The organism is Streptococcus sp. UBA4344 (genome assembly GCF_002393675.1).
Classification (GTDB): domain Bacteria; phylum Bacillota; class Bacilli; order Lactobacillales; family Streptococcaceae; genus Streptococcus; species Streptococcus vicugnae.
Window position 1 is genome coordinate 64617 of record NZ_DGTE01000001.1, and the last position, 24792, is coordinate 89408.

At 33.2% G+C, this 24792-nt stretch carries 18 protein-coding genes and 2 pseudogenes; 14 read left to right on the forward strand and 6 right to left on the reverse strand.

Translation table 11 applies throughout. The features are described from left to right. Positions 1 to 36: 36 nt before the first annotated feature. From B4D49_RS00310 to B4D49_RS00335, 6 genes are all read left to right on the forward strand, one after another. Positions 37 to 1140 (forward strand): glycosyltransferase, encoded by a 1104-nt coding sequence (locus tag B4D49_RS00310; protein WP_286782847.1) that lies wholly within the window; start codon positions 37 to 39, stop codon positions 1138 to 1140. Positions 1141 to 1160: 20 nt separating this feature from the next. Next, complete coding sequence (locus tag B4D49_RS00315) at positions 1161 to 2291, forward strand: glycosyltransferase family 1 protein (protein WP_286782848.1); 1131 nt, start codon at positions 1161 to 1163, stop codon at positions 2289 to 2291. A gap of 13 nt (positions 2292 to 2304) precedes the next feature. Further along, on the forward strand, positions 2305 to 3282 hold the full coding sequence (locus B4D49_RS00320) for a Stealth CR1 domain-containing protein (protein WP_074581090.1): 978 nt from the start codon (positions 2305 to 2307) through the stop codon (positions 3280 to 3282). Between the two features lie 2 nt (positions 3283 to 3284). After that, complete coding sequence (locus B4D49_RS00325; protein ID WP_081341193.1) at positions 3285 to 4478, forward strand: glycosyltransferase; 1194 nt, start codon at positions 3285 to 3287, stop codon at positions 4476 to 4478. 115 nt (positions 4479 to 4593) lie between these two features. Beyond that, a complete protein-coding gene (locus tag B4D49_RS00330; protein WP_074580853.1) occupies positions 4594 to 5649 on the forward strand; it encodes a sugar transferase in 1056 nt (351 codons plus the stop codon). Between the two features lie 459 nt (positions 5650 to 6108). Further along, positions 6109 to 6954, forward strand: a complete 846-nt coding sequence (locus B4D49_RS00335; protein WP_286782849.1) for an Abi family protein — start codon at positions 6109 to 6111, stop codon at positions 6952 to 6954. Positions 6955 to 7063: 109 nt separating this feature from the next. On the opposite strand, the gene B4D49_RS00340 is transcribed toward B4D49_RS00335, so the two are convergent. Both B4D49_RS00340 and mazE read right to left on the reverse strand, forming a co-directional pair. Further along, positions 7064 to 7408, reverse strand: a complete 345-nt coding sequence (locus B4D49_RS00340) for a type II toxin-antitoxin system PemK/MazF family toxin (protein ID WP_081341195.1) — start codon at positions 7406 to 7408, stop codon at positions 7064 to 7066. Further along, on the reverse strand, positions 7398 to 7610 hold the full coding sequence (mazE, locus tag B4D49_RS00345; RefSeq protein WP_014620101.1) for a type II toxin-antitoxin system PemI/MazE family antitoxin: 213 nt from the start codon (positions 7608 to 7610) through the stop codon (positions 7398 to 7400). The genes B4D49_RS00340 and mazE overlap by 11 nt, the downstream gene beginning before the upstream one ends. A 232-nt stretch (positions 7611 to 7842) precedes the next feature. On the opposite strand from mazE, the pseudogene B4D49_RS00350 reads away from it, so the two are divergent. Further along, positions 7843 to 8949: pseudogene (locus tag B4D49_RS00350) on the forward strand (hypothetical protein). Positions 8950 to 8988: 39 nt separating this feature from the next. On the opposite strand, the pseudogene B4D49_RS00355 reads toward B4D49_RS00350, so the two are convergent. The 4 genes and pseudogenes from B4D49_RS00355 to B4D49_RS00370 all read right to left on the reverse strand — a co-directional run. Next, positions 8989 to 10136: pseudogene (locus B4D49_RS00355) on the reverse strand (transposase); the annotation flags it as partial. Positions 10137 to 10169: 33 nt separating this feature from the next. Further along, positions 10170 to 11024, reverse strand: coding sequence for a class C sortase (locus tag B4D49_RS00360; protein ID WP_286782850.1), 855 nt, complete (start codon positions 11022 to 11024; stop codon positions 10170 to 10172). Further along, a complete protein-coding gene (locus B4D49_RS00365; protein ID WP_286782851.1) occupies positions 11021 to 11854 on the reverse strand; it encodes a class C sortase in 834 nt (277 codons plus the stop codon). Before B4D49_RS00365 ends, B4D49_RS00360 begins: the two co-directional genes overlap by 4 nt. After that, positions 11851 to 12687 (reverse strand): class C sortase, encoded by an 837-nt coding sequence (locus tag B4D49_RS00370; RefSeq protein WP_286782852.1) that lies wholly within the window; start codon positions 12685 to 12687, stop codon positions 11851 to 11853. Before B4D49_RS00370 ends, B4D49_RS00365 begins: the two co-directional genes overlap by 4 nt. Before the next feature lie 275 nt (positions 12688 to 12962). Between B4D49_RS00370 and B4D49_RS00375 the strand changes: the two genes are divergently transcribed. The 7 genes from B4D49_RS00375 to B4D49_RS00405 form a co-directional block, all read left to right on the forward strand. After that, complete coding sequence (locus B4D49_RS00375; protein WP_286782853.1) at positions 12963 to 16154, forward strand: Cna B-type domain-containing protein; 3192 nt, start codon at positions 12963 to 12965, stop codon at positions 16152 to 16154. A 12-nt stretch (positions 16155 to 16166) separates the two neighbouring features. Further along, positions 16167 to 17651 (forward strand): SpaH/EbpB family LPXTG-anchored major pilin, encoded by a 1485-nt coding sequence (locus tag B4D49_RS00380; protein ID WP_286782854.1) that lies wholly within the window; start codon positions 16167 to 16169, stop codon positions 17649 to 17651. Positions 17652 to 17755: 104 nt separating this feature from the next. Continuing rightward, positions 17756 to 18616 (forward strand): Cna B-type domain-containing protein, encoded by an 861-nt coding sequence (locus B4D49_RS00385; protein WP_286782855.1) that lies wholly within the window; start codon positions 17756 to 17758, stop codon positions 18614 to 18616. Between the two features lie 1409 nt (positions 18617 to 20025). Next, a complete protein-coding gene (rfbD, locus tag B4D49_RS00390; protein ID WP_199544190.1) occupies positions 20026 to 20880 on the forward strand; it encodes a dTDP-4-dehydrorhamnose reductase in 855 nt (284 codons plus the stop codon). Positions 20881 to 21066: 186 nt separating this feature from the next. Continuing rightward, complete coding sequence (locus tag B4D49_RS00395) at positions 21067 to 22638, forward strand: hypothetical protein (protein WP_286782856.1); 1572 nt, start codon at positions 21067 to 21069, stop codon at positions 22636 to 22638. Between the two features lie 542 nt (positions 22639 to 23180). Beyond that, positions 23181 to 23987 (forward strand): dihydroorotate dehydrogenase electron transfer subunit, encoded by an 807-nt coding sequence (locus B4D49_RS00400; protein WP_074482118.1) that lies wholly within the window; start codon positions 23181 to 23183, stop codon positions 23985 to 23987. A gap of 12 nt (positions 23988 to 23999) precedes the next feature. Further along, a partial coding sequence (locus B4D49_RS00405; RefSeq protein WP_286782857.1) for a dihydroorotate dehydrogenase occupies positions 24000 to 24792 on the forward strand: 793 nt, incomplete at its 3' end.

Below are 24792 nucleotides of genomic sequence, written 5' to 3' on the forward strand. Positions count from 1 at the left end.
AATTTAGAAAATATCACATATATTAGAGAGGGTAGGATGGCTTCTCAAATAAGAGTATTAATGATTTTGCCTACATTTAATTATTCAGGCGGAATTGAGAGTTTTGTAATGAATAATTTACGTCATTTGAATATGAAAGAATTTCAAATAGATATTCTTTCTCACGATGTTAACGCCTTAGATTATGTTTCTGAAGTAGAAAATTTTGGAGGAAAGGTCTTTCTTTTACCTAAATTTTCTCCTAAAAACTTTTCAATCATAAAATCTAACTATGTTGACATTCTTTCGAAAAATCAATACGATGTTGTGCATTGTCATATGGCAAATGCGGCTTTTCTTTATTTGAAATACGCCCAAAAATATAAGGTACCAGTTAGAATTTTACATAGTCATCAAAATAAGGCAGCTGATACTTTGATACATTCACTTAGGAATATTCCACTTTTAGCAGTTGGGAAAAAATATGCTAATCACTGTATGGCTTGCACAGCTTTAGCTGGAGATTTTCTATTTCCAAATCATCAGTATGATATAGTTAGAAATGCAATTGATTATAGTGCGTATATTTTCGACGGTGATCGTCGCGTAGCATTACGTAAAAAATTTGGCTTTTTAAAAACAGATATTGTAATTGGTCACACCGGTAGACTTACTTCGCAAAAGAATCAAATCTTTCTATTAAGTATACTCGAAAAATTGTCTCTTCAAAATCCAAATTATAAATTAGTGCTGGTTGGTGGCGGTGAGGATAGAGAGTTATTAGAAAAAAAAGTTATAAAGCATGATTTGAGCGAAAAAGTTAAATTTCTTGGAGATAGAAATGATATTCCAGAACTGTTGCAAGTATTTGACTTATTTGTTTTTCCATCTATATATGAGGGGTTGGGAATCTCTATTTTGGAGGCACAGGCTAATGGGCTATTCTGTGTAACCTCGACAGGAGTGCCAGAAGATGCAGATATTTCTGCTAATATTGTTCATTTAGATTTGAAACAAGGTGTTGAGATGTGGTGTGAAGTTATTGCAAGAATTGATATTAGTAAAAGAAGTGAGGAGGTTGTTTTAGATCCTAAATATGATATTATAAAAAATGCAGATATATTAACAGGGTTATATAGACGTTTCTTAAATAGAAGTTAACAGAGTCAAAGGAGAATAATTTGCTAAAAGTACTTATTGTAGGAATGACAGAAAATCCTGGTGGCATGGAGAGTTTTGTACTAAACTATTTACAAAAGTTTGATAAAACAAAGCTTCAGTTTGATTTTTTATCCAATACGATGAATAATATTGCTTACGAAGATATTTTCGAATTAATGAACTGTAAAATGTATCATATTCCTTCATTTGGAAAGTCACCATTAAAAAATAAAATAGAACTTCACCGATTTTTTAAAAAAAATGCAGGTAAGTATGATGCTATCTGGGTACATTTGAATAACTTAGCAAATATTGATTATCTTAAGTTAGCTAAAAAATATAATATTCCTAGAAGGATTATTCATAGTCATAATTCTAAACATATGGAAACTGGGGTTAAGGGAGCGATAAAAAGATTTTATCATAAGAAAAATCAAATGCTGCTAAAATATTATGCTACAGATTATTGGGCATGCTCGGAAGGTGCTGCAACCTTTTTTTATGAAGATATACATACAGATAAAGTACAAATAATTCCAAATGCCATTGATGTTGCTCAATCAAAATTTAATCAAGAAGCAAGAAATAAATTGAGAAATCAAAATAATATTGCACCATCTACTTTTGTTTTGGGAAATGTTGGACGCTTGCAATATCAAAAGAATCAGGAATTTATGTTAGAGGTATTCCGTGATTTTCAGAATATAAGTAAAGATTCAAGATTGATATTAGTGGGTGATGGTCCTGATAAAGAGATGCTAATTAAAAAAACTAATGATTATAATTTGAGAGATAAGGTAATCTTTACTGGTGTTCAGAGTAATATCTCGGAATGGTTGAGTACTTTTGATGTATTTTTCTTTCCGTCAAGGTTTGAAGGATTGGGGATAGCTGCATTAGAAGCTCAAGCAAATGGTTTGCCCGTTATCACATCTACAAGTGTTACTAAAAAGGTTAATGTTACTGACTTGACAACATTTTTAGATTTAGATGCACCGATTTCTTCGTGGGTTGACGTCCTTCTTTCAGTTAAAAATAATGATAAGCGCTTAAATGGAGACTTGATTATTCAGAAATTTATTGAAAAGCATTTTGAAATTAGTATTGAAGTAAAGAGGGTACAAAAATTATTACTTGGAGAAGGAGAGTAGTATAATGGTTGAAATACCTAAGATTGATTTTGTTGTGACGTGGGTAGATAATACAGATTTGAATTGGCAGCGCTCAAAGGCTAAATATTCTGGAGATAATTCACTTAACTCAGAACATCGCTTTAGAGATATGAACACTTTTCACTACTGGTTCAGATCAATAGAAAAGTTTGCACCATGGGTTAATAAAATATTTTTAATAACCGAAGGGCATTTACCAGAATGGTTAGATACCTCTCATCCAAAACTTAGAGTGGTCAAGCATAGCGACTATATACCAAAAGAATTTTTACCTACCTTTAATTCAAATGTTATTGAGCTTAATCTTCATCGAATCCCAGAATTAAGTGAACATTTTGTTATTTTTAATGACGATTTCTTTTTGACTCAACCGTTGAAACCAGAAGACTACTTTAAAAATGGTTTGCCGAGACTTCTAGGTGTTTATCGTTTTATCATCCCATTAGAGAAGTTTAATCACATTGAGTTGAATAATATTCTGGTGATGAATAAGTATTTCTTTAATAGAAAGTCGTTAAAAAAACACCCACTGAAGTTTTTTAACTATCGATATGGTAAATCAAATTTAACTAATCTATTATCACTAGCAAAAAATGGTATTCCTGCCTACAAGGATATCCATGTTTCACAACCTCATTTGAAGTCAACTTTCAAGAAATTGTGGAGTCTTGAGCCAGAACTCTTTAATAATGTTTCTTCGAATAGATTCCGAACATTAGAAGATGTTAATCATTGGTTGATGGGATATTGGAATATTGAAACTAATATGTTTTATCCACAAGATGTAAACTTTGGTACCTATGTTTCAATAGGAGATAAGGATCGTGTGAGAGAACTACTAACATCTAAAAAGTATAAGAATATTTGTGTTAATGATGATTTTAATTCTGATAATTTTGAAATGGAAGTAAATAACTTAGTAAAAGTCTTAGATGGGATTTTCCCAGAGAAAGGATCATTTGAAAAATAAATATGAAAAAATTATCATTAGATTCTAATATTGAAGTTGTAAATGATGTAGTTGAAGCTCAAAATATTAGTAATAGACCTAAGGTTTTGATGATAGGGGCTGAAAATTTTGGACGTGGAGGTAGATCTGTTATTGCCTGGAATTTAACAGAATCTTTAGTTAAAGACTACCAGGTTGATTTCTTATCAAAAATCAAAGTAAAGGATTCTACTTATTTTGATAAAATAAAAGAGCGCCATGCTCGAATAATTATTGAACCATATAAAAAAAATAAGCTTTCTAAATTTTTGATGCGCTTTTTTATTCTTACTAAATATTTAAGGAAAGAAAAATATGTTATAGCTCATATTAACGCAGATGATGCTTGGGAAGCGACGAAAGGGATTCTTTTAGCGAAGCTTTCAGGTATAAATCGTTATGTGGTGCACGCCCACAATACTAAAAGTAAGTATCAAAATAGATTTGGGAAAATTTTAATATCACTTTCGAAAAAATATTTAAGAAAGCTCTTTTATCTTGAAAGAATTGCTTGTAGTAAAGTAGCGGCTACTTTTTTATTTGGGAGCGATGATAATGTAAGGATTATAGAAAATGGTATATCTCTTAAAGATTATAAATTTAGTGAGGCTACTCGTATAAAAATGCGAGAAAAACTTAGGTTATCAGAACATGCCAAAGTAGTTGGTACTGTTGGTCGTTTATCAGAGCAAAAAAATCCGTTATTTATCTTAAAAATAGTGGAAGAGCTTGTTAATATGGACGAATCCTATCAGTTTGTTTGGATTGGAGATGGTCCATTAAAAAATGAATTAGTAAACAAAGCAAAAGAAAAGGGAGTGTTAGACCACATTAAATTTTTAGGCAATCGATCTGATGTTAAGGATTTATTACAAGCATATGATGTGTTTATTCTCCCTTCTTTATATGAAGGATTTGGAATTGTAAATATTGAAGCACAGGCTTCGGGGCTTCCGTGTCTTGTTAGTGATGCTGTACCAGAGTTAGCAAAGGTAAATAGTAACTTTTATTTTCTATCTATCAATGAAAATGCGAAGTCTTGGGCTCAACAGATTGAAAATATCCTAAATTATCGTATTTTATTAAAAGATATGGAATCATTTGAAAAACGCGGCTTTGATATTAAGCAAGGTGCTGAAAAATTACGGACGATTTATGAAAAAGTATTATTTAAATAATTAAAAAGATAGTTGTAAAAATCATAAATATAATAGATTTTTATATAGTTTGAGAGAATTTTAAAAGAAAGGAAAACAGTAAGACTTTTGTCTAGAATGTTAAAAGATAATAAGCATGAATAGAAAAATGTATCAGATAGTTGAGATTTCAGAAACTTTAATGCATGCTGGTTCTAAGGCAACTAGTGATGTAGCTGAGATTTTGTCTCAATTAGGTGTTGAAGCACTTGAGATAATGACTATACCTGGAAATAAAAATCCAATCAAAAAGGTAAGTCGTCAGTTGAATTATGTTAACCAATGGAAAATCATATATCAAAAGGTAGAAAATGATTCAATTCTATTTCTGCAAAATCCATTTTATCATAAACAATATGGGCGTTTTACTCAGTTAAAAAATTTAAAAAAGAAAAAAAATATTAAAGTAATATCGATTGTTCATGATGTTGGGGAATTGCGAGGATCATTTAATTCAAACTATTATAAGGATGAATTTTCACAAATGATAGAACTGGCTGATATACTTATTGTTCACAACGAAAGGATGAAACAATGGTTTATTGAACATGGAGTTCCATCTTCAAAAATGTTTGTTCTTGAAATTTTTGATTATTTGACAGATAAATCTTTAAAAGAAACTTCTAATTTTGATAAAACTATAACTGTTGCTGGGAATTTAAGTAGAAATAAGTCACCTTATGTTTATAAACTTAATCAGTTATTAAATTTGAACGTTAATCTTTATGGTGTCAATTATGAATTAAATAGTGATACCACTAATGTTGTATATAAGGGGGCTTTTCCATCTAATCAAATTCCTAATGAATTGAATATTGGATTCGGTTTGGTTTGGGATGGAGATAGTCTTGAGACATGTAGTGGTGCTACGGGGAATTATCTTAAATTTAATAATCCTCATAAGTTGTCATTATATCTAGCCTCAGGCATTCCAGTTATTGTTTGGGAGGAATCCGCAGAAGCAGCTTTTGTTTTAAAACATGATGTTGGTTTTACTGTTTCATCAATTTATGAAATTACAAATCATCTAAATAAAATGACGCTACAAGATTATCTTAATTATCAGAAAAATGCAGTAAACCTTGGACAAAAGTTGCAGGATGGTTACTTTACTCAAAAAGTTGTGGCAGATGCTGTAAAAAGTTTAAAATAAATGCTTAAAGTGAGAATTTTATCGCTTTTTATCAACTTGTGCCGAGTAATAAAATTTATACTTCATCGAGAACAAATGATGTTCTCGCTTTTTTGCTGTTCAAAGCGAGGTAAATGCGTTTTTAAAACTCATCAAATTGAAGAGTAAGAGTTGATACAAGCTATAATATCTTTTAGGTTTAGGAAGATACATCATAATTTTTTGAATGAGCTCTATTAAGCTCTTTTCTAAGTATATTTTATATATATTTATATGAAATTACTTTTCTTGCGATTTTAATCAATAGAATTCTCTCCCTACTTACTATCGTTCATTTTTATTCGTTTTTTTAGGTGTGAGATTTGCAGTAAAAATTTGACATAGTTTTATTAATCTGATAGCATATACGTATGATTAAGACTTAGCTACCGCCTCTTTATAATGCGTACCAGTGCTAAGTCGTTTTTTTATGGAGAAATTATGAAAGAAGCAAAAACAATTGAGGAGCAATTAGAAATACTTGAAAAACGCGGATTGATAATTGAAAATCGTGACAGAGCTATTGAGACTCTGAGAAATGTCAATTATTATACGTTGACAGGTTATCTATTTCCCTTTAAGAAAAGTAATATCTATCAAAAAGGTACTTCAATGAATTTAGCAATTAGACTTTATCATTTTGATAACGAAATAAGAAATGTTTTAACGGCTTTAATGGTAGAAGCAGAAGAAAAACTGAAGACCAGAATTGCTTATAATATAGCTATTGCTCATTCTGATGACCCGTTGATTTACACTGACGTTAATTATTTCAAAAATCATAGTCACTTTATGGCAGATTTTCAAAGTAACGTTAGAAATAATCGTGAGGTTCCTTTTGTAAAACATCATATTCAAAAATATCGTAGTCAGTTTCCTATATGGGTTGCTGTGAATCTTTTTACTTTGGGAAATTTGAAATATTTATATAAAAATATTCCAAGTCGTGATAGGAAAAATATAAGTAGAGAATTTAATGTTTCTCCTAAAACCCTTGACAGTTGGATAGATACTCTTAGAATTTTGAGAAATAAGCTTGCCCATAATATGAGGTTATATGAGACAACGTTTCAAAAAACACCAAAGTTAGAAAAACATCATTCTATCCGAATAACGAACAATAGATTATTTGCTAATTTTGTATTACTTAAATATTTACTTGATGATAGTGAAGTTTGGCAAAGTGCAATTGTTAATTTAGATAAGATATTCGTCAAATATCAAGATAGCATTGAACTATCTTCAATTGGCTTTTCAGAAAATTGGAAGAGCATCTTAGAAAAGTAAAACGGCAATAAAATTCGTACTGAAGCAGAGGTATCTTACTTAGCCTAAAAGCAAAAAGTCCCTAAAACGTCATTGTTTTAGGGGCTTTTTTACTATCCCAGATGTTTTTTTATTCAAAAATAAAGCGATTCAATTGTACGACTTGGGCAAAAGCAAAGTTGTCTAAAATTGTTATTTTTTCAGCTCGGCGCGCTTTATAATCAAAGGTGTGTAATTGAAACGGATTAACAAAACCGTCAACTTTTTTAGACTGGACTTCGACAAGGAGTCCTTTGGCTTTTAATTTTTGTTGTCCGTGTGTTATTGGACAAACAGCGACAAATCCAGTTTGTTTATTATAATTATCACTAGAGATGACAAGAGCAGGGCGACGTTTTTGAATTTCTTTTCCCTTGGACGGATTAAAATCAATCCAGATGATATCTTGCTTTTGCGGAATATAGTTATTCATGATCTAACAATGCCACGCTTTCAAAATCATCGTCCATACGTAAATCAGAAATACCGTCAAAAGGATTAGTCATCTTGGGAACAAGCATAATGACATTATTTCGTCCTTTTTCAAGAGTAAATTCTTCACCGATGTTCACGCCTAGTTCTTTGGGGAGGGTAATAGTAATGGAATTGCCGACTTTTCTTGCTTTTACAATTGACATAATACATCTCTCCTTCTGTGTATACTTTGTATACACATTATATAAAATATACTTTTTATTGTCAATTTTAATCAATAGAATTCTCTTCCAGATTTTTATTGTTCGTTTTTTGTCTTTCTTTGCTAACTTCCTCCTCTTTTTCGTTGCTCTTTTGCCTAGCATATGTTATATTAATAGTAACGGATTGTAACGAAACTGTAATATTAATAGATAAAGGTGAGTGGTGGAAGTGATGGAAAACACTAATTCAAATAATCATCGATTGTTGATTCAAAAATTACTTGTTAGTATTCATTACTTGACACTTTTCAGAGATGAGATTGTTTTGGTTGAAAAGACTCCGTCATTGTTGGGGGCGTCTTTTTCGCCGTATGTGGTTCAATCAGAATTGGGTGAAATTTTGGCGGCTGTTGATGCGCTTTCTAAGCAAGAAAAATTGATTAAATCAACATTTTGGTATGATGAAGCATCTTTCAGATTGATGAATCATTCTTTGGATATTGTCGGTAATTGGATTCGTGGGATGATAATGTTTTAGAAATCTGTGAGTCAAAATCTGTTTTTCAAGCGATCCTTGGTGATAAGCGCCAGCGTGTTTTTGGCGTGCTGATTGATGTTTTTCTTCAATTCGAATTACCAATTTATCAATCAAGGAAGAATCAGAATACCCTATTTTAGTTGACCCTTTGCAAGCGGTAGAATATCAAAAAAGAGAAACAAAAAAAGCCGAATTATTGGCTAAAATTGATGCCTTGACCCCTAGAAAATCAGAACAGAGCCTTGAAGTTGATAAAGACAAAGATGTCCGAGATGCTCCTATCCTTGAGAATAAAGAAGATAAGCTTGTAGCTGAACTGCAATCAGTTGAGTCAAAAGTTGACGAGGAAGAACCGTCTGATGATGTTGAAGAAGAGGTTGCTAGTGTTCAGCCTGAAGTTGCGGATGCTACCGAATCGGTAGCTGAGGTCGAAGAAGAGTTTAAAGAGACAGAGAATGTGTCTGATACCCCTCTTGCTACGCTTCTTGATGAGGAAGAGTCAGAGCTGGAGCTTACAGAAATTAGTCGTGAGGCTGCTATCAAGCAATTCCGTCATTATCTTTTTGACCATAAAGGGATGATTTATGTTGCAGATGCTCAAGATGATTTAAAACGTGAAATCAAATTTTACAATGCATTTGATCGTTTTGAGGGTGCTTTTGATAAAATATCAGATATTCTAGTTCTTATGGACAAAATCCATTAATGGAAGATAGTCGCTTTGAAAGTCTTTTATCGGAGCTTCAGCACTTTTCAAATCGTTCAGATTTACACATTTCAACCTACAAAGCTTATGAATAAAAATAAAAGGCTCTTTGTCAACTGTAGTGGGTGGCAAAGTTAAGCTCTAGCGAGAACAAATGGTGTTCTCGCTTTTTTGCTTTTCAAAGCGAGGTAAATGCGTTTTTTAAAGTTGTCAAAGTTCCTGTAACCAAAAGCGTTTCGTTTAACATTTTTGATGAGCTTGTTGGTTGCTTCAAGTTTGGCATTAGAAAAGGATGATTAAGTTGAGGTAAAGCTTCCTGAATTAATCCAAAAAATTGTTCGATATTTTTTTCTTGTAAGTGGAAAAGAAGTAATTGATAAAGGTTGTAGTATTTTTTAAATTGCGGAACGTGTTTAAAAATCTTGTCTAAACACTTTTTAGGCGTTAACGTTTCTCTGAAAGTCCTTGAATAAAAAGCATTAGGCGATAGTTTTCGACTATCCTTTTGAATGAGTTTCCAGTAATATTTTAGAACACGATATTCAAGAGATTGCTCAAATTGTTTCATTATTTGAATACGTGTTTGTTTTAATGCTCTGTCATGTGTTGGACAATGTGAAAACGGTCAAGAACAATTTTAGCATTTGGGAGTGAAACAGTCCGGGAATAGACTGTTTCAGCCTGAGCCTAGAAACTGGAGAGCGAAGCAACATGATTAAAGGTATGTAATTACCAGCTATGTCCATAGTAACGATTTTCACCCCTTCTCGAGCTTCTTTAGAGTATTTGAAAAAGTGATTGCGAATGGTTGTTTGTCGTCTGTTATCAAGGATTGTAATGATTTTCTTCGTGTTATAGTCTTGAGCAATAAAAGCTAGTTTTCCTTTTTGATAAGAGAATTCATCCCAAGACAGTACTTCAGGTAAGGTTGAAAAGTTATCCTTGAACTGAAATTGTTTAAGCTTACGATACACAGTTGAGGTAGAGATGGCAAGTTTTTCATGTGCGTTAAAGCTTCTCGACTAAGTAAGAGTTGAGCTGTTTTCTGCTTCACTAGCTCAGAGATTTGACAGTTTTTCTTGACAATGTTTGTTTCGATACGGTCACTTTACGGTAGTCCTTGTATTGAAATTTTCTCTTTTAAACGAATGAGACTAGGCAGTCCGTTTATCACAATAAATGGAATCTTAGAAGGCTTTTGGAAGTCGTATTTAATTTGCTTTCCCTTGCAATAATTGCACTTAGGAGGGGGATAATCTAGTGTAGCTATAATCTCTATATGATAGTAGAAAAGAATAGTATGTAGCATAGAGAACTATTCTTTTAGTTGTTTCACCAGCTGGTAGAACTTTTTTCCAAAATAAACTAATAGGGAAAAACTTAGGATAAGTATAAGATATGGAGAAGAACGTTTGATTTTAAATAATGTAGAATTATCCTTACTTGTGATGACATTTAAAATAGATGTTTTATTAATTGTTTTTTGTGGTACTTGGTAGGTTGTTTCTACTCTTTTTGCATTAACAAGATAGCGTTGATTATACTGTGGAGCATTAGTACAGGTCATTAGAGTAATAGTGTCTTGACCTGAGACTGGTTTCAGTTTATTGCTATCATATTCATCAATTATCTCTTTACTGTAAACGGAATAGATTAATGTTTGGTTTAAAAAAATGATAAAGATTTTATCCCCTTTTTTTAATTCTGGAATAAAATTAAAAGACATATTGTTGTAAGTAATCCTATGACCTGCAATAATAGGACGTTGTCCTTTAATTCCCAAAGGTGCACCTGTTCCTACTAAAGTGGCGACACCTTTAGTCAATTTGTTATAATCAGCATCAAGGTATAAGTCAAAACGTTGTCCTAAAGAAGGAATGACAATTTGTCCCCATACTTTATTTGTATCAAGCACAGTAGAGTATGGACCATTTTGTCCATTCTTTTTTTTTTCCGTAAAAACATCCCGTATAGGAGTAGAGATAGTTGTTTCTTTTATGGCACTATAAATTCTTTTGAGATTTACTTGACTATTCTCTTGGTAAGTGATAAACGCTTGATTAGTTTCTAGTTGTGCGATATCATAGTGAACCATTAATACGAACGGATAACTTAAGATTATTAGACCAATTAGTAAGAGACTGAGTCCAAATATTTTTTTCTTTTTCATAGCTTTCTTCCTTTTTTACATATTAGTCGACAAATCAAATAAACAATAATTCCCAAAAGAAATAGTGATATGATACCGATAAACCATTTATATTGACTAAAGAAATTAATCTGACTATCTTTAGCGACTTTTCTTTTTGGTAAATTGATACGTTCTCCACGAACTAATAATCGATGTGAATTTATCATATAGGGTGTACAAGTTAATAGTGTTGCATAATCATGATAATCATCCACTAGAATCGGTGTAAAATCATTAGGTTCAACTATTAATATTTGATCAACCTTATATGCTAAGGTCTCTTTGATATTAGTAATATAGAAAAAATCTCCAATCTTTAATTTATTGAGATCTGTAAAAAGACGTGCAGTTGGAAGCCCACGGTGAGCCGTAATAACTGTATGTGTACCTTTACCCCCGATTGGAAGGCTAGTTCCTTCAAGGTGACCTGCACCTTTTTGTAAAACATTTTCACTAGTTCCTGCTCTAATAGGGAGTTTTTGATTGATTTTAGGAATAGTAATGTAACCAATTTTTTCTTGTAATTGAATCATTCGAGCATATTCAGCAATCCCAGCTTTTTCTTTATTTGTAAATGGGTCACCTAATTTTGCAGGTGAAAGAGTTCGATTATAAGCTTTAGCTAATTCAATACGGTGTCGTATTTCATAAGGATTTACTTTTTTACACTCTTCTTCAAATTGATTTGTCTCTTGTTTAGAAATATATTGATAGTAGGTTTGACTTGCGAAAGGAAAAAAAATAGTAAATAAGCCAATGGTGATTAAAAGACGATAAAGAAATTTTCCGAATTTAATTGGTTGCTTCATGCCATCCTCCTATCTTTTGCTGATAGTCTTTTTAATTTCATTTTAAAAAGAAGAAATGAGAGGATAAGAATAATAAAACTAATAGCAAAATATAGTATTGGAATATTAAAAATTGCTGTTCTTAAATTCGCTTCCTTATCTTTTGGATGATAAGGAACACGGTGTCCTCTAACGAGAAGGCGATGAGAATTAATCATGTAAGGTGTGCAAGTTAAGAGAGTTACATAGTCTTTCCCGGGTATGATAGCTAATTTATCAATTTGTGTAGGTTTAATTACGGTGATAGAATCAACTTGATATGCTATGACTTCCTTAATATTAGTAATAAAAAACTTATTACCTATTTTTACTTTGTTTAAATCTGTAAATAAACGATTTTTGGGAAGCCCTGTATGTGCAGTTAAGACAGCATGAGTATTTTTACCACCGATTGGAAGACTAGTTCCTTCAAGATGACCGACACCTTTTTGAAGAACATTTTCAGAGGTACCTGCAAAAATCGGAAGATTAACACCAATAGCTGGAATAGAAATACTTCCAATTTTTTCATTGATTTCTAGCATTCTAGCATATTCTTTTAGTCCTTTTTCTATCTTTTCTCTAGTATATGGATCTGTAATGGTAATGTTTCGTAAAGATTTATTATAGTCTCTTGCTAAGGCAATACGATTAGAAATTTCTGATTCTGATAAAGCCTTAGAGCCAGAATTGAAGTCAATGATTTCTTGTTTGTTAATAATATTATAGTAAATTTGGCTAACAACAGGATAACAGATGATTAATATACCAAGAATAATGATAAACGATGTTAAAACCCTTATAATCTTTTTCACTTTTATACCTCCTCGTCAACTCCTATCTTCACACCTCATTCTATAAAAAATGATATAGAAAAACAAATAAAATAATGAAATAGGGTGTTTTTAAAAAGAAAATGTAGGTAAAAAAATAAAAAAGCATAACTTTTATGAAATTTTCAGAAAATAATTGGTGAATTAATGAAAATGAATAAATAATAAAAGAAAGTTGTGGTTTTAGTTTTCTTTTTTTTAAAAAAGTATTACAATATAGCTAGGAGTTGAAGGATAATACCATAAGGAGGTTGAAAATGAAAGAGAGAGTGAGCGTTTGTAAATTTACTTATTTAAGTTTTTTTTTAAAAAAAATATTAGTTAGCAAACAAATAGTTGTATCGGGTTTTCTTTCGATTATTTTAATTTCTTCCGTTCTGTTATGTCCTATTGTATATGCAATAGATAGTAGCATGGGATTGTCTCAATCAGAAAATGTGGTTCAACAAGAAAAATCACAAGAAAAGGAAGTTGCAATTTTCTTAAAAAATAAAAAAACAGATGAAAATATCAATAATGTAGGTATTGAGATTCGAGAAAGGGATAGTAATGATATTGTTGAAAAATGGGCGACAAGTGATGAAATTAAAAATATTAATCTAAAGATTAACAAAGAGTATCTTATTAAAGTTAATAGTGTTAAAGGATATGATGCTTTTGATGATAAAATATTTAAGATTGATGAGAACGGTGATGTTTTTGTTTTATCGGATGGTAATCAGTGGGATAAAGAAGAAAAATCCGGGACTTTGATTTTGTCAATGATACCAAGTATAGATTCTGGAAACGATAAAACGACGAATGATGATTCATCGGACAAAGAAAATACACTTAAGGCTGAAGAAAAGAAGATTTTAACTGTTACTCTTCCTAAGATAAATGTTTATGATGCTGAGGATAATACAAAAGATTGGTATCCTGCTTCCTTTATGTTTTATAAGGAGAGTGAACCTGAAATAACATTGGCAAGTTGGGTAAGTGCAGAAGACTCTCCGACACTTGATTTAGAAGTTGGAGTAGTTTATGATTTGAAAGAATCTGATGTCTATCAATTTCAAGATAATGATAAAGCTATAAAAATTAGAATCACTGCAAATGGTAAGTTTGAACAGTATATAGATGATAGTTGGAAAGAAGTAGATGTTATCAATATTGCTATCAAAAAGTTAAAACGTTCTAAACTATTACGTGCTTCACGTAGTATCACCCAGCCTGAAACAATTACAGAAGGTGACATTGCCCCTTTTAATAATATGCAGATTATTAAAAATATGCCATCAACTTCTAGAGTAGAAATTATAGATGTTGGTAGTCAAGTTGACAGCTATGTTCGTGTATCGGGAGGTAATCAAACACAGACAAATAATAGAGTTCATGGTGGTGATTATAGGATTGAAGATACTGGCTATGGACTTGATCCTAATATTAGAAAGGCCATGGATAATAGTTCCAGAACAGCGATGTTAGTGAGATTTAAACCTTCAAATTGGTCTGATAGAGGGTATCAAACAGATCCAAATTCTGGTTGGAGCGAATCTGATTTGTCGTTAGATACAACAGGAATGTGGGTTAAAGTTAGATACACTGATGCAGCTTATTATGACGGACAGTTGGTAGATGCAATTGCTACAATTAAGGTTACACCCTATAAAAACAGAACAATCAATATTAACAATGGTAGTGAGTATTACTCTGCTTATTCACAGTATTATCCACTTATTGAAATTAGTGACTTGTTATTTGGTGGTTGGGTTTGGCAGAATGTTAATAAATTTCAGGTTGACTTGCAGTTTGTTCCAAGAGGTGGTGACGAAAGTCAAGCTATACTTATGCCTGAGGGTGATTTAAATAGTAAAAATGCTGCTTATTACACTATCAATTCGTTGGATCCTCAACGTGAGCCTTCTTGGGATTATCCGAATCCAGCAGCTTATGGGCCTGAATCAGTTGTACCAGCTGAGGGAACTGTATCTGGTGCTTATGTAGTTCCAAATTCTAATATTGTTACATCATATGCAGGTGGACCAAATGGTAATCAAACTGCCTATAACGGGGGTACTACACCTTGGGGAACAGTTGCCGGACGTGAGTCGATTGATGATGTTCCTGGATCCGATACGTGGTCGCTTAACTCTGTACTTTTCACAACTTCAGCAACGACACATGTCACTGTAACTCTTGGAAATCTTGAAAGGAGTCCAGTTAGTCAGCGCGTTCCACGTACGAATTATGTATGGGCAACAATTAGTACGGAGGCCTTTACTAATAATTTCGTTAAGTATATTGATATTCCAATTCAAAAAGTTTGGCAAGACGAAGAAAATAGCCATGAATCAGTGACTATTGATTTGTATGCAGTCTGGACTGCAGATGGAAAAAAAGCAGAAACACTTATTCAATCTCAAACATTGAGTGATGAGAATAATTGGAATACAGTCTTCAAGCAGGTACCAGATCAAGAATCTTTGGAAAAGATAATTCGTCAAAACTTTACTCAGGATGCAAGAGAAATCCATTATGATGTTCGGGAACGTGAGATTTCCTCTGATTATCAGGCCTCTTATAGCGGAGATTCAAGTGAGGAGACTGGTTTTACGGTAACAAATAAAAAAGTCAAAACTGGCCTAACTATTACTAAAAAATGGCAAGAAAATGGCGCTGCTATTGATAATGAATCTACAAAGGATTTTGGTAAGATAAAAGTGACTTTAAAGCGTAAAGTTGGTAATTTAGTTGATGCTACTTTTCAACAAGATGTTGAACTCTTATATGATACTGATGGTACTAAATCTTGGAAGAAGTCAATTGATGGGCTACCAATAGCAAATGAAAATGGTGTAAAATATACCTATTTTATTGAAGAAGATATGAGTACCATTCCTGATTTCTTCTATATTAAGGATTATTTAAACAATGGTATTGAATTATCACAAACAAAGGATAATAATCATTTGGGTGTAACAAATAATCGTGAGAGCAGTCAATTAATTATTCAAAAAAAATGGTACAACAAAGATGGAAAAGAAATAAGTAATGAAAAATTACCAGAATCTTTGAGCGTAAAACTTTACCGAACAACAGATGGCTCAACTAATAATGGTGAGTTATATAAAGAAGTAAGATTGAAACGTCAAAAAAATGACGGAAAATATACCTGGAGAATAACTGAATCAGTACCAGTTCGTGATAGTGGTGGAAGTTATTACACTTACTACATCGAAGAAGATGTTCCAAAAGAGTATTTGGAAATCAGTGATGATAATGATAAATTTATAAAATATTCAGATGATAATGCTACATCCGATGTAACATTGACTCTCAAGAATAAAGTGAATCCTACCTACCCTGTAACGGGTGGTATCGGTATATTACCATTTATCTCGATTGGGTTAGTTATATTATTAATGGCAGTAATGTTATATTACATGCAAAATAGAAAGGAAATTTAGGAGGAAGGAAAAATGAAAAAGATTACCCAACTCTTGTTTACAACTTTTGCAGCTCTAAGTTTGGTATTTTCAGCACTTGGATCTGTGACTGCCTTTGCCCAGGATAATGCACCTGGTACTGACGACAAATACGATGTTGTTTTGACTAAAGTTAAAATGTCCAACTTAGATGGTTGGCCAAAACAAACTGGTAATGATGGTACAGCATACACTGGTCAAAAACTTGATAGAGGGGCTTATTTTGGAACTACCGATACTGTTCAAGGCGCTTATTTTGAAGTGCATAAAGGCAGTGTTAATGGCGAAGTTATCAAAGAAGGTCTCACAGACGCAGATGGCAACATCACATTCACCGATCTAGCTGCAGGTAAATACTTTATTGTTGAAAATAAAGAAAAATCTGAAGTATCTGGTGATGAAGAGCTTGCTAATTCTGCTGCTGTACCAGTTGAAATTGAACTTCCAGTTTTTAAAGCTGACGGAGGATGGTATACAACTGGAGAAGATGCTGTTCATGTTTATCCAAAGAATACTGTTGATAAACCAACAATTAATAAAGTTGTCAATGAAACTGACAAACATGATACAGCACTAATTGGTGAAACAAAAACTTTTAAAGTTTCTTCAGTAATGCCCGAAGGAATTGCTGAATATAAAGTTTTGAAATTTGATGACGAATTTTCAAAGGGATTAAGCTATCAAGGAAATCTTAAAGTCAAACTGAATGGTGCAGATATTGATACAAACAACTATACTCTTACAGCTCCATCTGTAGGAACAAAAAAAGCAAAAATTACAGTCGCATTCACTAATGATTACATTGCTACTCTAAAAGCTGGTGATGAAATTACTATTTCATACGATGCAACAATTAATGAAGATGCTGTACTCGGAGCGGAAAATCCTAATGATGTAAAAATAATTTATGGTACAAATCCTTCAGAGGATAAACAAAAAGAAGATACTCCAGATGAAAACCCTGAGCTTCATACAGGTGGTAAACGTTTTGAAAAAGTGGATAAAGCAACAAGCGAAAAGCTATCTGGTGCTGAATTTGTTGTAACAAACGAAGTTGGAGATAGATATTTGAAACAGACTGTTTCAAATGGTGCGGTTATTAAGAACGAATGGATATCGTCTAAAGATAATGCAACTGTCTTCAAGTCAGATGAAAATGGTTATTTCGAAGTTATTGGATTACCTTATGGAAATGCTAATCAATCTGCAAAAGATGGTGAAACAACTTATAAGATTGTTGAAACAAAGGCTCCAAAAGATTATGCGCTTTTACAACAACCAATTGAATTTGTAGTGAACTCTTCTTCTTATTATGAAGATCCAACAGCTGTTGAGCTTAAAAAATCTGATTCTCAAGAAGTAAAGAATAATAAAGTTACTATTCCACAGACTGGTGGTATTGGTTCGATTATTGTTGTTGCGGTGGGGGTTGTTCTAGCAGTTGTAGGTTTATTTGTAAAACGTCGTGTTACTAAATAAACTGTTTTAGAAAACATGAGGTAGGCAAGATTTTCTTGCCTCTTCAGTAAAGCGTTCAATTGTTGAACGCTTTACTGAAGAAGAGAAAAGGAGAGATGTTAGGTATGAAACTGCAATCTTGTCTGAAGAATTTTGTTTTTTGTTTATTATCCTTGATAGTGATTTTTCACGTTTTTACTATTCCAGTACATGCTCAAGATGATACTAATGCTGCTATTACTATAATAAAATTAAAAAATAGTGAAGACTCAAGTCAGGCTGTTCCTATTTCTGGGAGTTCTTATAGTTTATTTAAGATAGCTCCTACCGAAGAGTTAAGTGTAGATAATCAAAAAGCTTTAGTTCTTAAGTATGCTGATAAAACTATTGAAGAGTTGAAGTCTATGGCCTATGACGGAGAATTTTATAATAGTGAAGTGACGGATTTGAATGGTTCAACAACAGTTTCGAATATGACGCCAGGTGTTTATTATGTTGTGGAGGTTAATCAATCCTCGAATATTCAGCAGCTTTGGAAGAGTGTACCTTTTGTTGTACTGCTCTTACCTAATCAACCTACTACAGTTTATCCTAAAACAGAAGAAAATAATTTACCAGCAATGGCGACTTATACGGTCAAAAAAAAATGGGTCGGAAAGGAACTTAGTAGTGTAATTGTTAGATTAAAAAAATCTGGAAGAATCGTTGATACTGCAGAGTTAAATAGTAGTAATAATTGGTCATTTACTTTTTCAAATTTACTTGTTGACGCTACATATTCTGTTGAAGAAGTTGTTCCCCAAGGATATGCAGCAACTTACACAAAAATGTCAAAAAAACACGGTATGATAATTACTAATACTGAATTAACAAAAAATCAAATACCGATTATTAAAACAGGAACTTTTGGAATTTATTTATTGATTGGGACTGCTTTAGTTCTTATTGCTTTGGGTTATCGATTTTATAAATCAAATAAATTTTAATAGTGTTATTGTTAGTTAATCAGTTTAGGTATAGTAAATAATGAGAGGAGATTAATTAAATCTCCTCTTTTTTATGCGATTAAAGTAGACTATTTTAAATTTCAATGTTATAAAGATTTAATTATAATATTTTTTTAGATATCAATAAGCTGCCCTGGGGCAATCTTTTTATAACATGATTAGCTAAATAGAATTATTCGAATCGTTTTTCTAGAGGTGTTAGGTATTTTATAAGAATTTTATCTGATTTGGTTGTACCATACATAGGTAAATTCGTTTATAACTTGTTTCAATTCCTCGATAGTATCATATCAGTATTGGCTAAATTAATGAATTGTAATACCATTCTATTGTGGTGTGTCACATGGAGTACCTGACGACTCATATTTTGTGAAATGCATAATGATGAAGAAATTCTTTTGAACTAAACATATTTATCAGAACTTTGATTGGTCACAAGGTTGCTTTGCTAAAGGGGAAATAGCTAAATCAGCCGTAATTTTCTTCACATTTTTACTTGCAACTACACTACGGTCATATAAATCAATGATTGTACAGTTATATTGAACAGTTCTGCTATACATCACATGTAATTAGGTTCAGTTGAGGCAAAGATTCACTTGAGGAGTTTTAGAAAGACTCTATGAATGTTACCTTTCTATAGTTCGATTTCCTTCTTCGAGAAATACTTACTAAGTTTAGTAATTTATTCATATATTTGTGAACGGTAGTTTTAGAAAGATAGATATCTCGTCTTTCTAGAAAAACTTTCATGAATCTGTGAGCGATATTTCCATTGTACTCATGATAAATAATTTGAATTGGACTAAGAAGAGTTTGCTCTTATCAATGATAGTCGCTTGTTTCTTTCTTGAGATAATTGTAATGATCGTTAGAATGAATGTTCATATGTAGAAATAGACATCTCAAGACTTATTTTTCTTTATAATTATCAATAAAATGATATGTCTCTATTCGATTCTCTTTGCAAAGAATGACACAGTTTTTTAAGAAGTCATTTGCTATTTCTGATTCAGTTTTTTTCTGGTGTAATTTGCGAACTTTTTTCATAAGTTCAAGATTTGATTTTTTCATTTAGGTTTGACTGGTATTCTTTACGATAAGGACGTACCTGATTCGAGATTGAGGCTGAAGATATACCATATTTAGTAGCTAAGCTCTTTAACGTTTAATCAAATATAAAGTTAAACAGTCTTTTGATGAACTTCATTTGGATAGTGTTTTGTGCCACTTTTCCTATTTTAACTCATTAAGTAATAGTGTTACCAATTTACTACACCAGAACAATCTCATTAATTACTGCTTTTTTTGTAAAAATAGTGTAAAATAGTAGGGAATGATTTAAAAGGTTTGAAAGCCTTTAATTAGATATTATGAGGAGCGCTAAAATGATTTTAGTTACAGGTGCCAATGGGCAATTAGGAACAGAATTACGTTATCTTTTGGATGAACGTGGTGAGGAGTATGTAGCGGTTGACGTTGCAGAAATGGACATCACTAATGCTGAAAAAGTTGATGAAGTGTTTGCACAAGTCAAACCAACACTTGTATACCACTGTGCAGCTTACACTGCGGTTGATGCTGCTGAAGATGAAGGTAAAGAACTTGATTACGCGATTAACGTAACAGGTACTGAAATCGTGGCTAAAGCTGCAGCAAAATATGGTGCAACTCTTGTTTACATTTCAACTGACTATGTTTTTGATGGTAAAAAACCAGTTGGTCAAGAATGGGAAGTTGATGATACTCCAGATCCTCAAACTGAATACGGTCGTACAAAACGTTTGGGTGAAGAAGCTGTCGAAAAATACGCTGAAAAATTCTACATCATCCGTACAGCTTGGGTATTTGGTAACTATGGTAAAAACTTTGTTTTCACAATGCAAAACCTTGCCAAAACTCATGACACATTGACAGTTGTTAATGACCAACACGGTCGTCCAACTTGGACTCGTACTTTGGCTGAATTCATGACTTACTTGACAGAAAACCAAAAAGAATTTGGTTACTACCACTTGTCAAATGATGCTGCTGAAGATACAACTTGGTATGACTTTGCTGTTGAAATCTTGAAAGATACTGACGTTGTGGTTAAACCAGTTGATTCAAGTCAATTCCCAGCAAAAGCAAAACGTCCACTTAACTCAACAATGAGTCTTAAAAAAGCAAAAGCTACAGGCTTTGTTATCCCAACATGGCAAGAAGCTTTGAAAGAATTCTACAAACAAGACGTTAAAAAATAATCTTGATAAATAGAAGAAGCTGAGTTACGACTCGGTTTCTTTTTTTAGTCTTTCAAAATATCGTTCGGTTTTTCTTTTTATTCTCAGGCTTCTTGTCTTTTTTTCGTTGTTCTTTTGCTTATTATATGATATATTAGTAGTAAAAGATTGTAATAAAAATGTAATATAAATTGTAAGGTGAGTGTGATGGTAGTGAAGAAAGATATGAACTCAAATGGACATCGTTTATTAATTCAAAAATTACTTGTCAGCATTCATTACCTAACACTTTTCAGAGATGAGATTGTTTTGGTTGAGAAGACCCCATCTTTATTGGGGGCTTCTTTTTCGCCAAATGTTGTGCAATCAGAGTTAGGTGAAATTTTAGCTTCTGTGGATGCGCTTTCTAAGCAAGAGAAGTTAATTAAGTCAACATTTTGGTATGATGAACCATCGTTTAGGTTGATGAATCATTCTTTGGATATTGTAGGTAGCTGGGTTCGCGGGATTGATCATGTTTTAGAAATTTGTGAATCAAAATCAGTATTTCAAGCAATTTTGGGTGATAATCGTCAACGTGTTTTTGGGGTATTGATTGATGTTTTCACCTCTCTTCGAGTGACTAATTTGTCAATCAAAGAAGAATCTGAATATCCGATTTTGGTGGATCCTCTCCAAGTTGTTGAATACAAAAAAAGAGAAATCAATAAGGCAGAGTTGATGGCTAAAATCGATGCTTTGGTGCCTAGAAAGTCTCAAGAAGAATATCATGAACCTGAAGAAGAAAAAGCTGAGACAATTCCAGAGCTTCTTGAAAAAGAATTAGCTAAAAGACAAGAGTTTGCTGAGTTATCTGAATCTACTGATAACGTTGATAACAAAGATGTATCAGCGGAAGAGGTTGAAGAGTCTCAAGGACAATCTGAAGCAACTAATCTTGCTGATAAAACACTTGGTAGCCAAGAATTACCTGATCACGAACTTGGTGAGGCAGTCGAAGTTGAGGAGACATCTCTTGAGGAAGAATCTGCTTTGGAAGATAGTAGGCTTGAGGAAGTCAAAGAGGACGAAGAATCAGCAACTGATGGCAGTGAAGAACTAGAAGATAATCATCAGCTTGAACCGGAAAGTGATGAAAGTGTTGATTCTGAAGCTGAGGATTTAATTGAAGAGGTAGAACTTGCTGAAAATCCTGAAAAATCAAGTCTAGAGTCAGAAGATGAAGTAGCTGAAGAAGTAGTTTCTGAAGCAACTAGCCTTGATGAAGATGCGGAATCTGCGCTTGAGGTAGCTGATCATCAAGTAGAGAAAGCTCAAGAAGATGAAGAACTTGATAATCTTGACATTGAACAAGAGGAAGAGGTTAATAATGCTTCTGAGCCTAACTTGCCAGAGATTAATCCTAAGGATGCTGTGAAGCAGTTCCGTCATTATCTTTTCGATCACAAGGGAATGGTCTACGTCATCGATGCTGGCGAAGATTTGAAGCGTGAAATCAAGTTTTATAACCCATTTGATCGATTTGAAGGCGCCTCTGATGATGTGACTGCGTCTTTAGTCATCTTGGAAGAAATTTTAGATGATTTGCGTAGTCGTAAAAAAGAAATCTTTGGTGCTGAAGGGAACTTGATTAGCGAAGCGACTGAACCAATTCATTTAATGGTTTATGGTCAAAATGTTTTGATGCAAGATAGTCGTTTTGAAACCTTGATGTCTGAAATTGCTCCTTTTACTGGCCGTTCAGACTTACACATTCATTCTTATCAAGCTTATAAATAATGAAAAACTTATTTCTTGACAATTTTTTCCGATAACGTGTTACAACACATTTAACGCTAAAGTTTGAAGATACTTATAGCACAACGCAAAAAAGACAGTAGCTGCAACTACTGTCTTTAATTTTGTTTTCAAAGAAAACTCAGGTTAATGGTTGTTGCGTTTGTTTTGAATGTGTTGCTTAAATAATCTGGGAGATTGTTTAAGGTTGGGGATAAGAGAAGCGAAGTTTCTCTTACATTTCGAAAGTTTTAGGAATTCCTTAGTTTCCTAAAATATTGAAGCTACCGTTGGCACCACATAAGGTAAGTATCACGAGAATAAAAAGGATCTTCACTTGCTACAAAAAATAATTGACAAGCAAATGAAAACGCGTTATAATATTTAAAATTTGAAAACCTTTAATTAAGTTCAGAGAGACTTTCAAGGTTACTGTAAAAAAGAGTTTTATCTCTAATAAAAAGTGTGAGTATGCTTTGGTGTGCTCTGCTTATTTTGCTGTAACCTTGCCTTCTGGCGAGGTTTTTTTGTGTGAAAGGAACACTATGCATTCAAGTTGTAAAGACAAAACGTCTGTATTGAAAGAAAACTTATTGATTGTTAGTCAACGAGAGATTGCTCCTCGTATTTTTGAGATGAAGCTTTCTGGTGAGATGGTCATGGACATGGCTCCTGGTCAGTTTTTGCATCTTCGAGTACCTGATCCAAGTAAATTATTACGTCGTCCGATTTCGATTTGCCAGATTGATAAAGTTAATAAAGTCGCAACCATTGTTTATCGTGTGGAACGCGCTGGGACAGCTATTTTATCTCAGTTGAAAGCTGGTGATCGTGTCGATACTATGGGACCTCAGGGAAATGGTTTTGATCTTTCTGTGGTTTCTGCAGGGCAAAAAGCTTTGTTAATCGGAGGGGGAATCGGTGTTCCGCCTTTGGTTGAAACAGCTAAGCAATTAGCTGCTAAAGGTGTTGAAGTGATTTCTGTTCTTGGTTTTGCGAATAAAGATGCTGTTATCCTAGAAGAGGCCTTGTCAGCATATGGTAAGGTTTATGTCACCACTGATGATGGATCATATGGAACTAAAGGATATGTATCAACGGTTGTTGATGAGCTTACAAAAGAATATTCTTTTGATGCTATTTACTCGTGTGGCGCACCAGGAATGTTGAAATACGTTGACCAAAAATTTGAAAACCATCCACATGCTTATCTGTCTATGGAATCTCGTATGGCATGTGGTATGGGGGCTTGTTATGCTTGTGTAGTGCATTTGAAAAACGCCCAAGATGCTGCCAATCAACGTGTTTGTGAAGATGGACCGGTTTTTGAAACTGGAAAAATCATCTTGTAAGGAGGTTTATTTATGTCAGAAAATCGTTTAGCTGTTAGCCTTCCAGGACTTGATTTGAAAAATCCGATTATTCCTGCATCAGGTTGCTTCGGTTTTGGCCAAGAGTATGCCAAATATTATGATTTGGATAAGTTAGGTTCAATTATGATTAAAGCGACAACTAAGGATGCTCGTTTTGGGAATCCAACGCCACGTGTGGCAGAAACACCTTCAGGCATGTTAAATGCTATTGGGCTTCAAAATCCAGGTGTTGATGTGGTGCTTTCTGAAAAATTACCTTGGTTGCAAGAACACTTCCCAGAATTACCAATTATTGCTAATGTAGCTGGTTTTTCAAACGAAGAGTATGCTTATGTGTCTGAAAAGATTTCAAAAGCAGCAAATGTTAAAGCTATCGAACTTAATATCTCTTGTCCTAATGTTGACCATGGAAATCATGGCTTGTTGATTGGACAAGTGCCAGAGCTAGCTTATGCAGCTGTGAAAGCTAGTGTTGAGCATTCAGATGTGCCAGTTTATGTTAAATTAACACCGAGCGTGGCTGATATCACAGCAGTTGCTAAGGCAGTTGAAGAAGCTGGAGCAACTGGCTTTACCATGATTAATACTTTGGTTGGTATGCGTTTTGACTTGAAGACTCGTAAACCAATCATTGCTAATGGTACAGGTGGCATGAGTGGACCTGCAGTTTTTCCTGTAGCGCTTAAATTAATTCGTCAGGTAGCTCAAAGTACAGATCTTCCAATCATTGGTATGGGGGGGATAGATTCAGCAGAAGCAGCTATTGAAATGATGATTGCTGGAG

Bases quoted from the DNA above. Each gene is read 5' to 3' on its own strand.
- B4D49_RS00310 (WP_286782847.1), top strand. From the start codon at position 37: ATGGCTTCTCAAATAAGAGTATTAATGATTTTGCCTACATTTAATTAT.
- B4D49_RS00325 (WP_081341193.1), top strand. From the start codon at position 3,285: ATGAAAAAATTATCATTAGATTCTAATATTGAAGTTGTAAATGATGTA.
- B4D49_RS00330 (WP_074580853.1), top strand. From the start codon at position 4,594: ATGAATAGAAAAATGTATCAGATAGTTGAGATTTCAGAAACTTTAATG.
- B4D49_RS00335 (WP_286782849.1), top strand. From the start codon at position 6,109: ATGAAAGAAGCAAAAACAATTGAGGAGCAATTAGAAATACTTGAAAAA.
- mazE (WP_014620101.1), bottom strand. From the start codon at position 7,610: ATGTCAATTGTAAAAGCAAGAAAAGTCGGCAATTCCATTACTATTACC.
- B4D49_RS00360 (WP_286782850.1), bottom strand. From the start codon at position 11,024: ATGAAAAAGAAAAAAATATTTGGACTCAGTCTCTTACTAATTGGTCTA.
- B4D49_RS00365 (WP_286782851.1), bottom strand. From the start codon at position 11,854: ATGAAGCAACCAATTAAATTCGGAAAATTTCTTTATCGTCTTTTAATC.
- B4D49_RS00375 (WP_286782853.1), top strand. From the start codon at position 12,963: ATGAAAGAGAGAGTGAGCGTTTGTAAATTTACTTATTTAAGTTTTTTT.
- B4D49_RS00380 (WP_286782854.1), top strand. From the start codon at position 16,167: ATGAAAAAGATTACCCAACTCTTGTTTACAACTTTTGCAGCTCTAAGT.
- B4D49_RS00385 (WP_286782855.1), top strand. From the start codon at position 17,756: ATGAAACTGCAATCTTGTCTGAAGAATTTTGTTTTTTGTTTATTATCC.
- rfbD (WP_199544190.1), top strand. From the start codon at position 20,026: ATGATTTTAGTTACAGGTGCCAATGGGCAATTAGGAACAGAATTACGT.
- B4D49_RS00395 (WP_286782856.1), top strand. From the start codon at position 21,067: ATGGTAGTGAAGAAAGATATGAACTCAAATGGACATCGTTTATTAATT.
- B4D49_RS00400 (WP_074482118.1), top strand. From the start codon at position 23,181: ATGCATTCAAGTTGTAAAGACAAAACGTCTGTATTGAAAGAAAACTTA.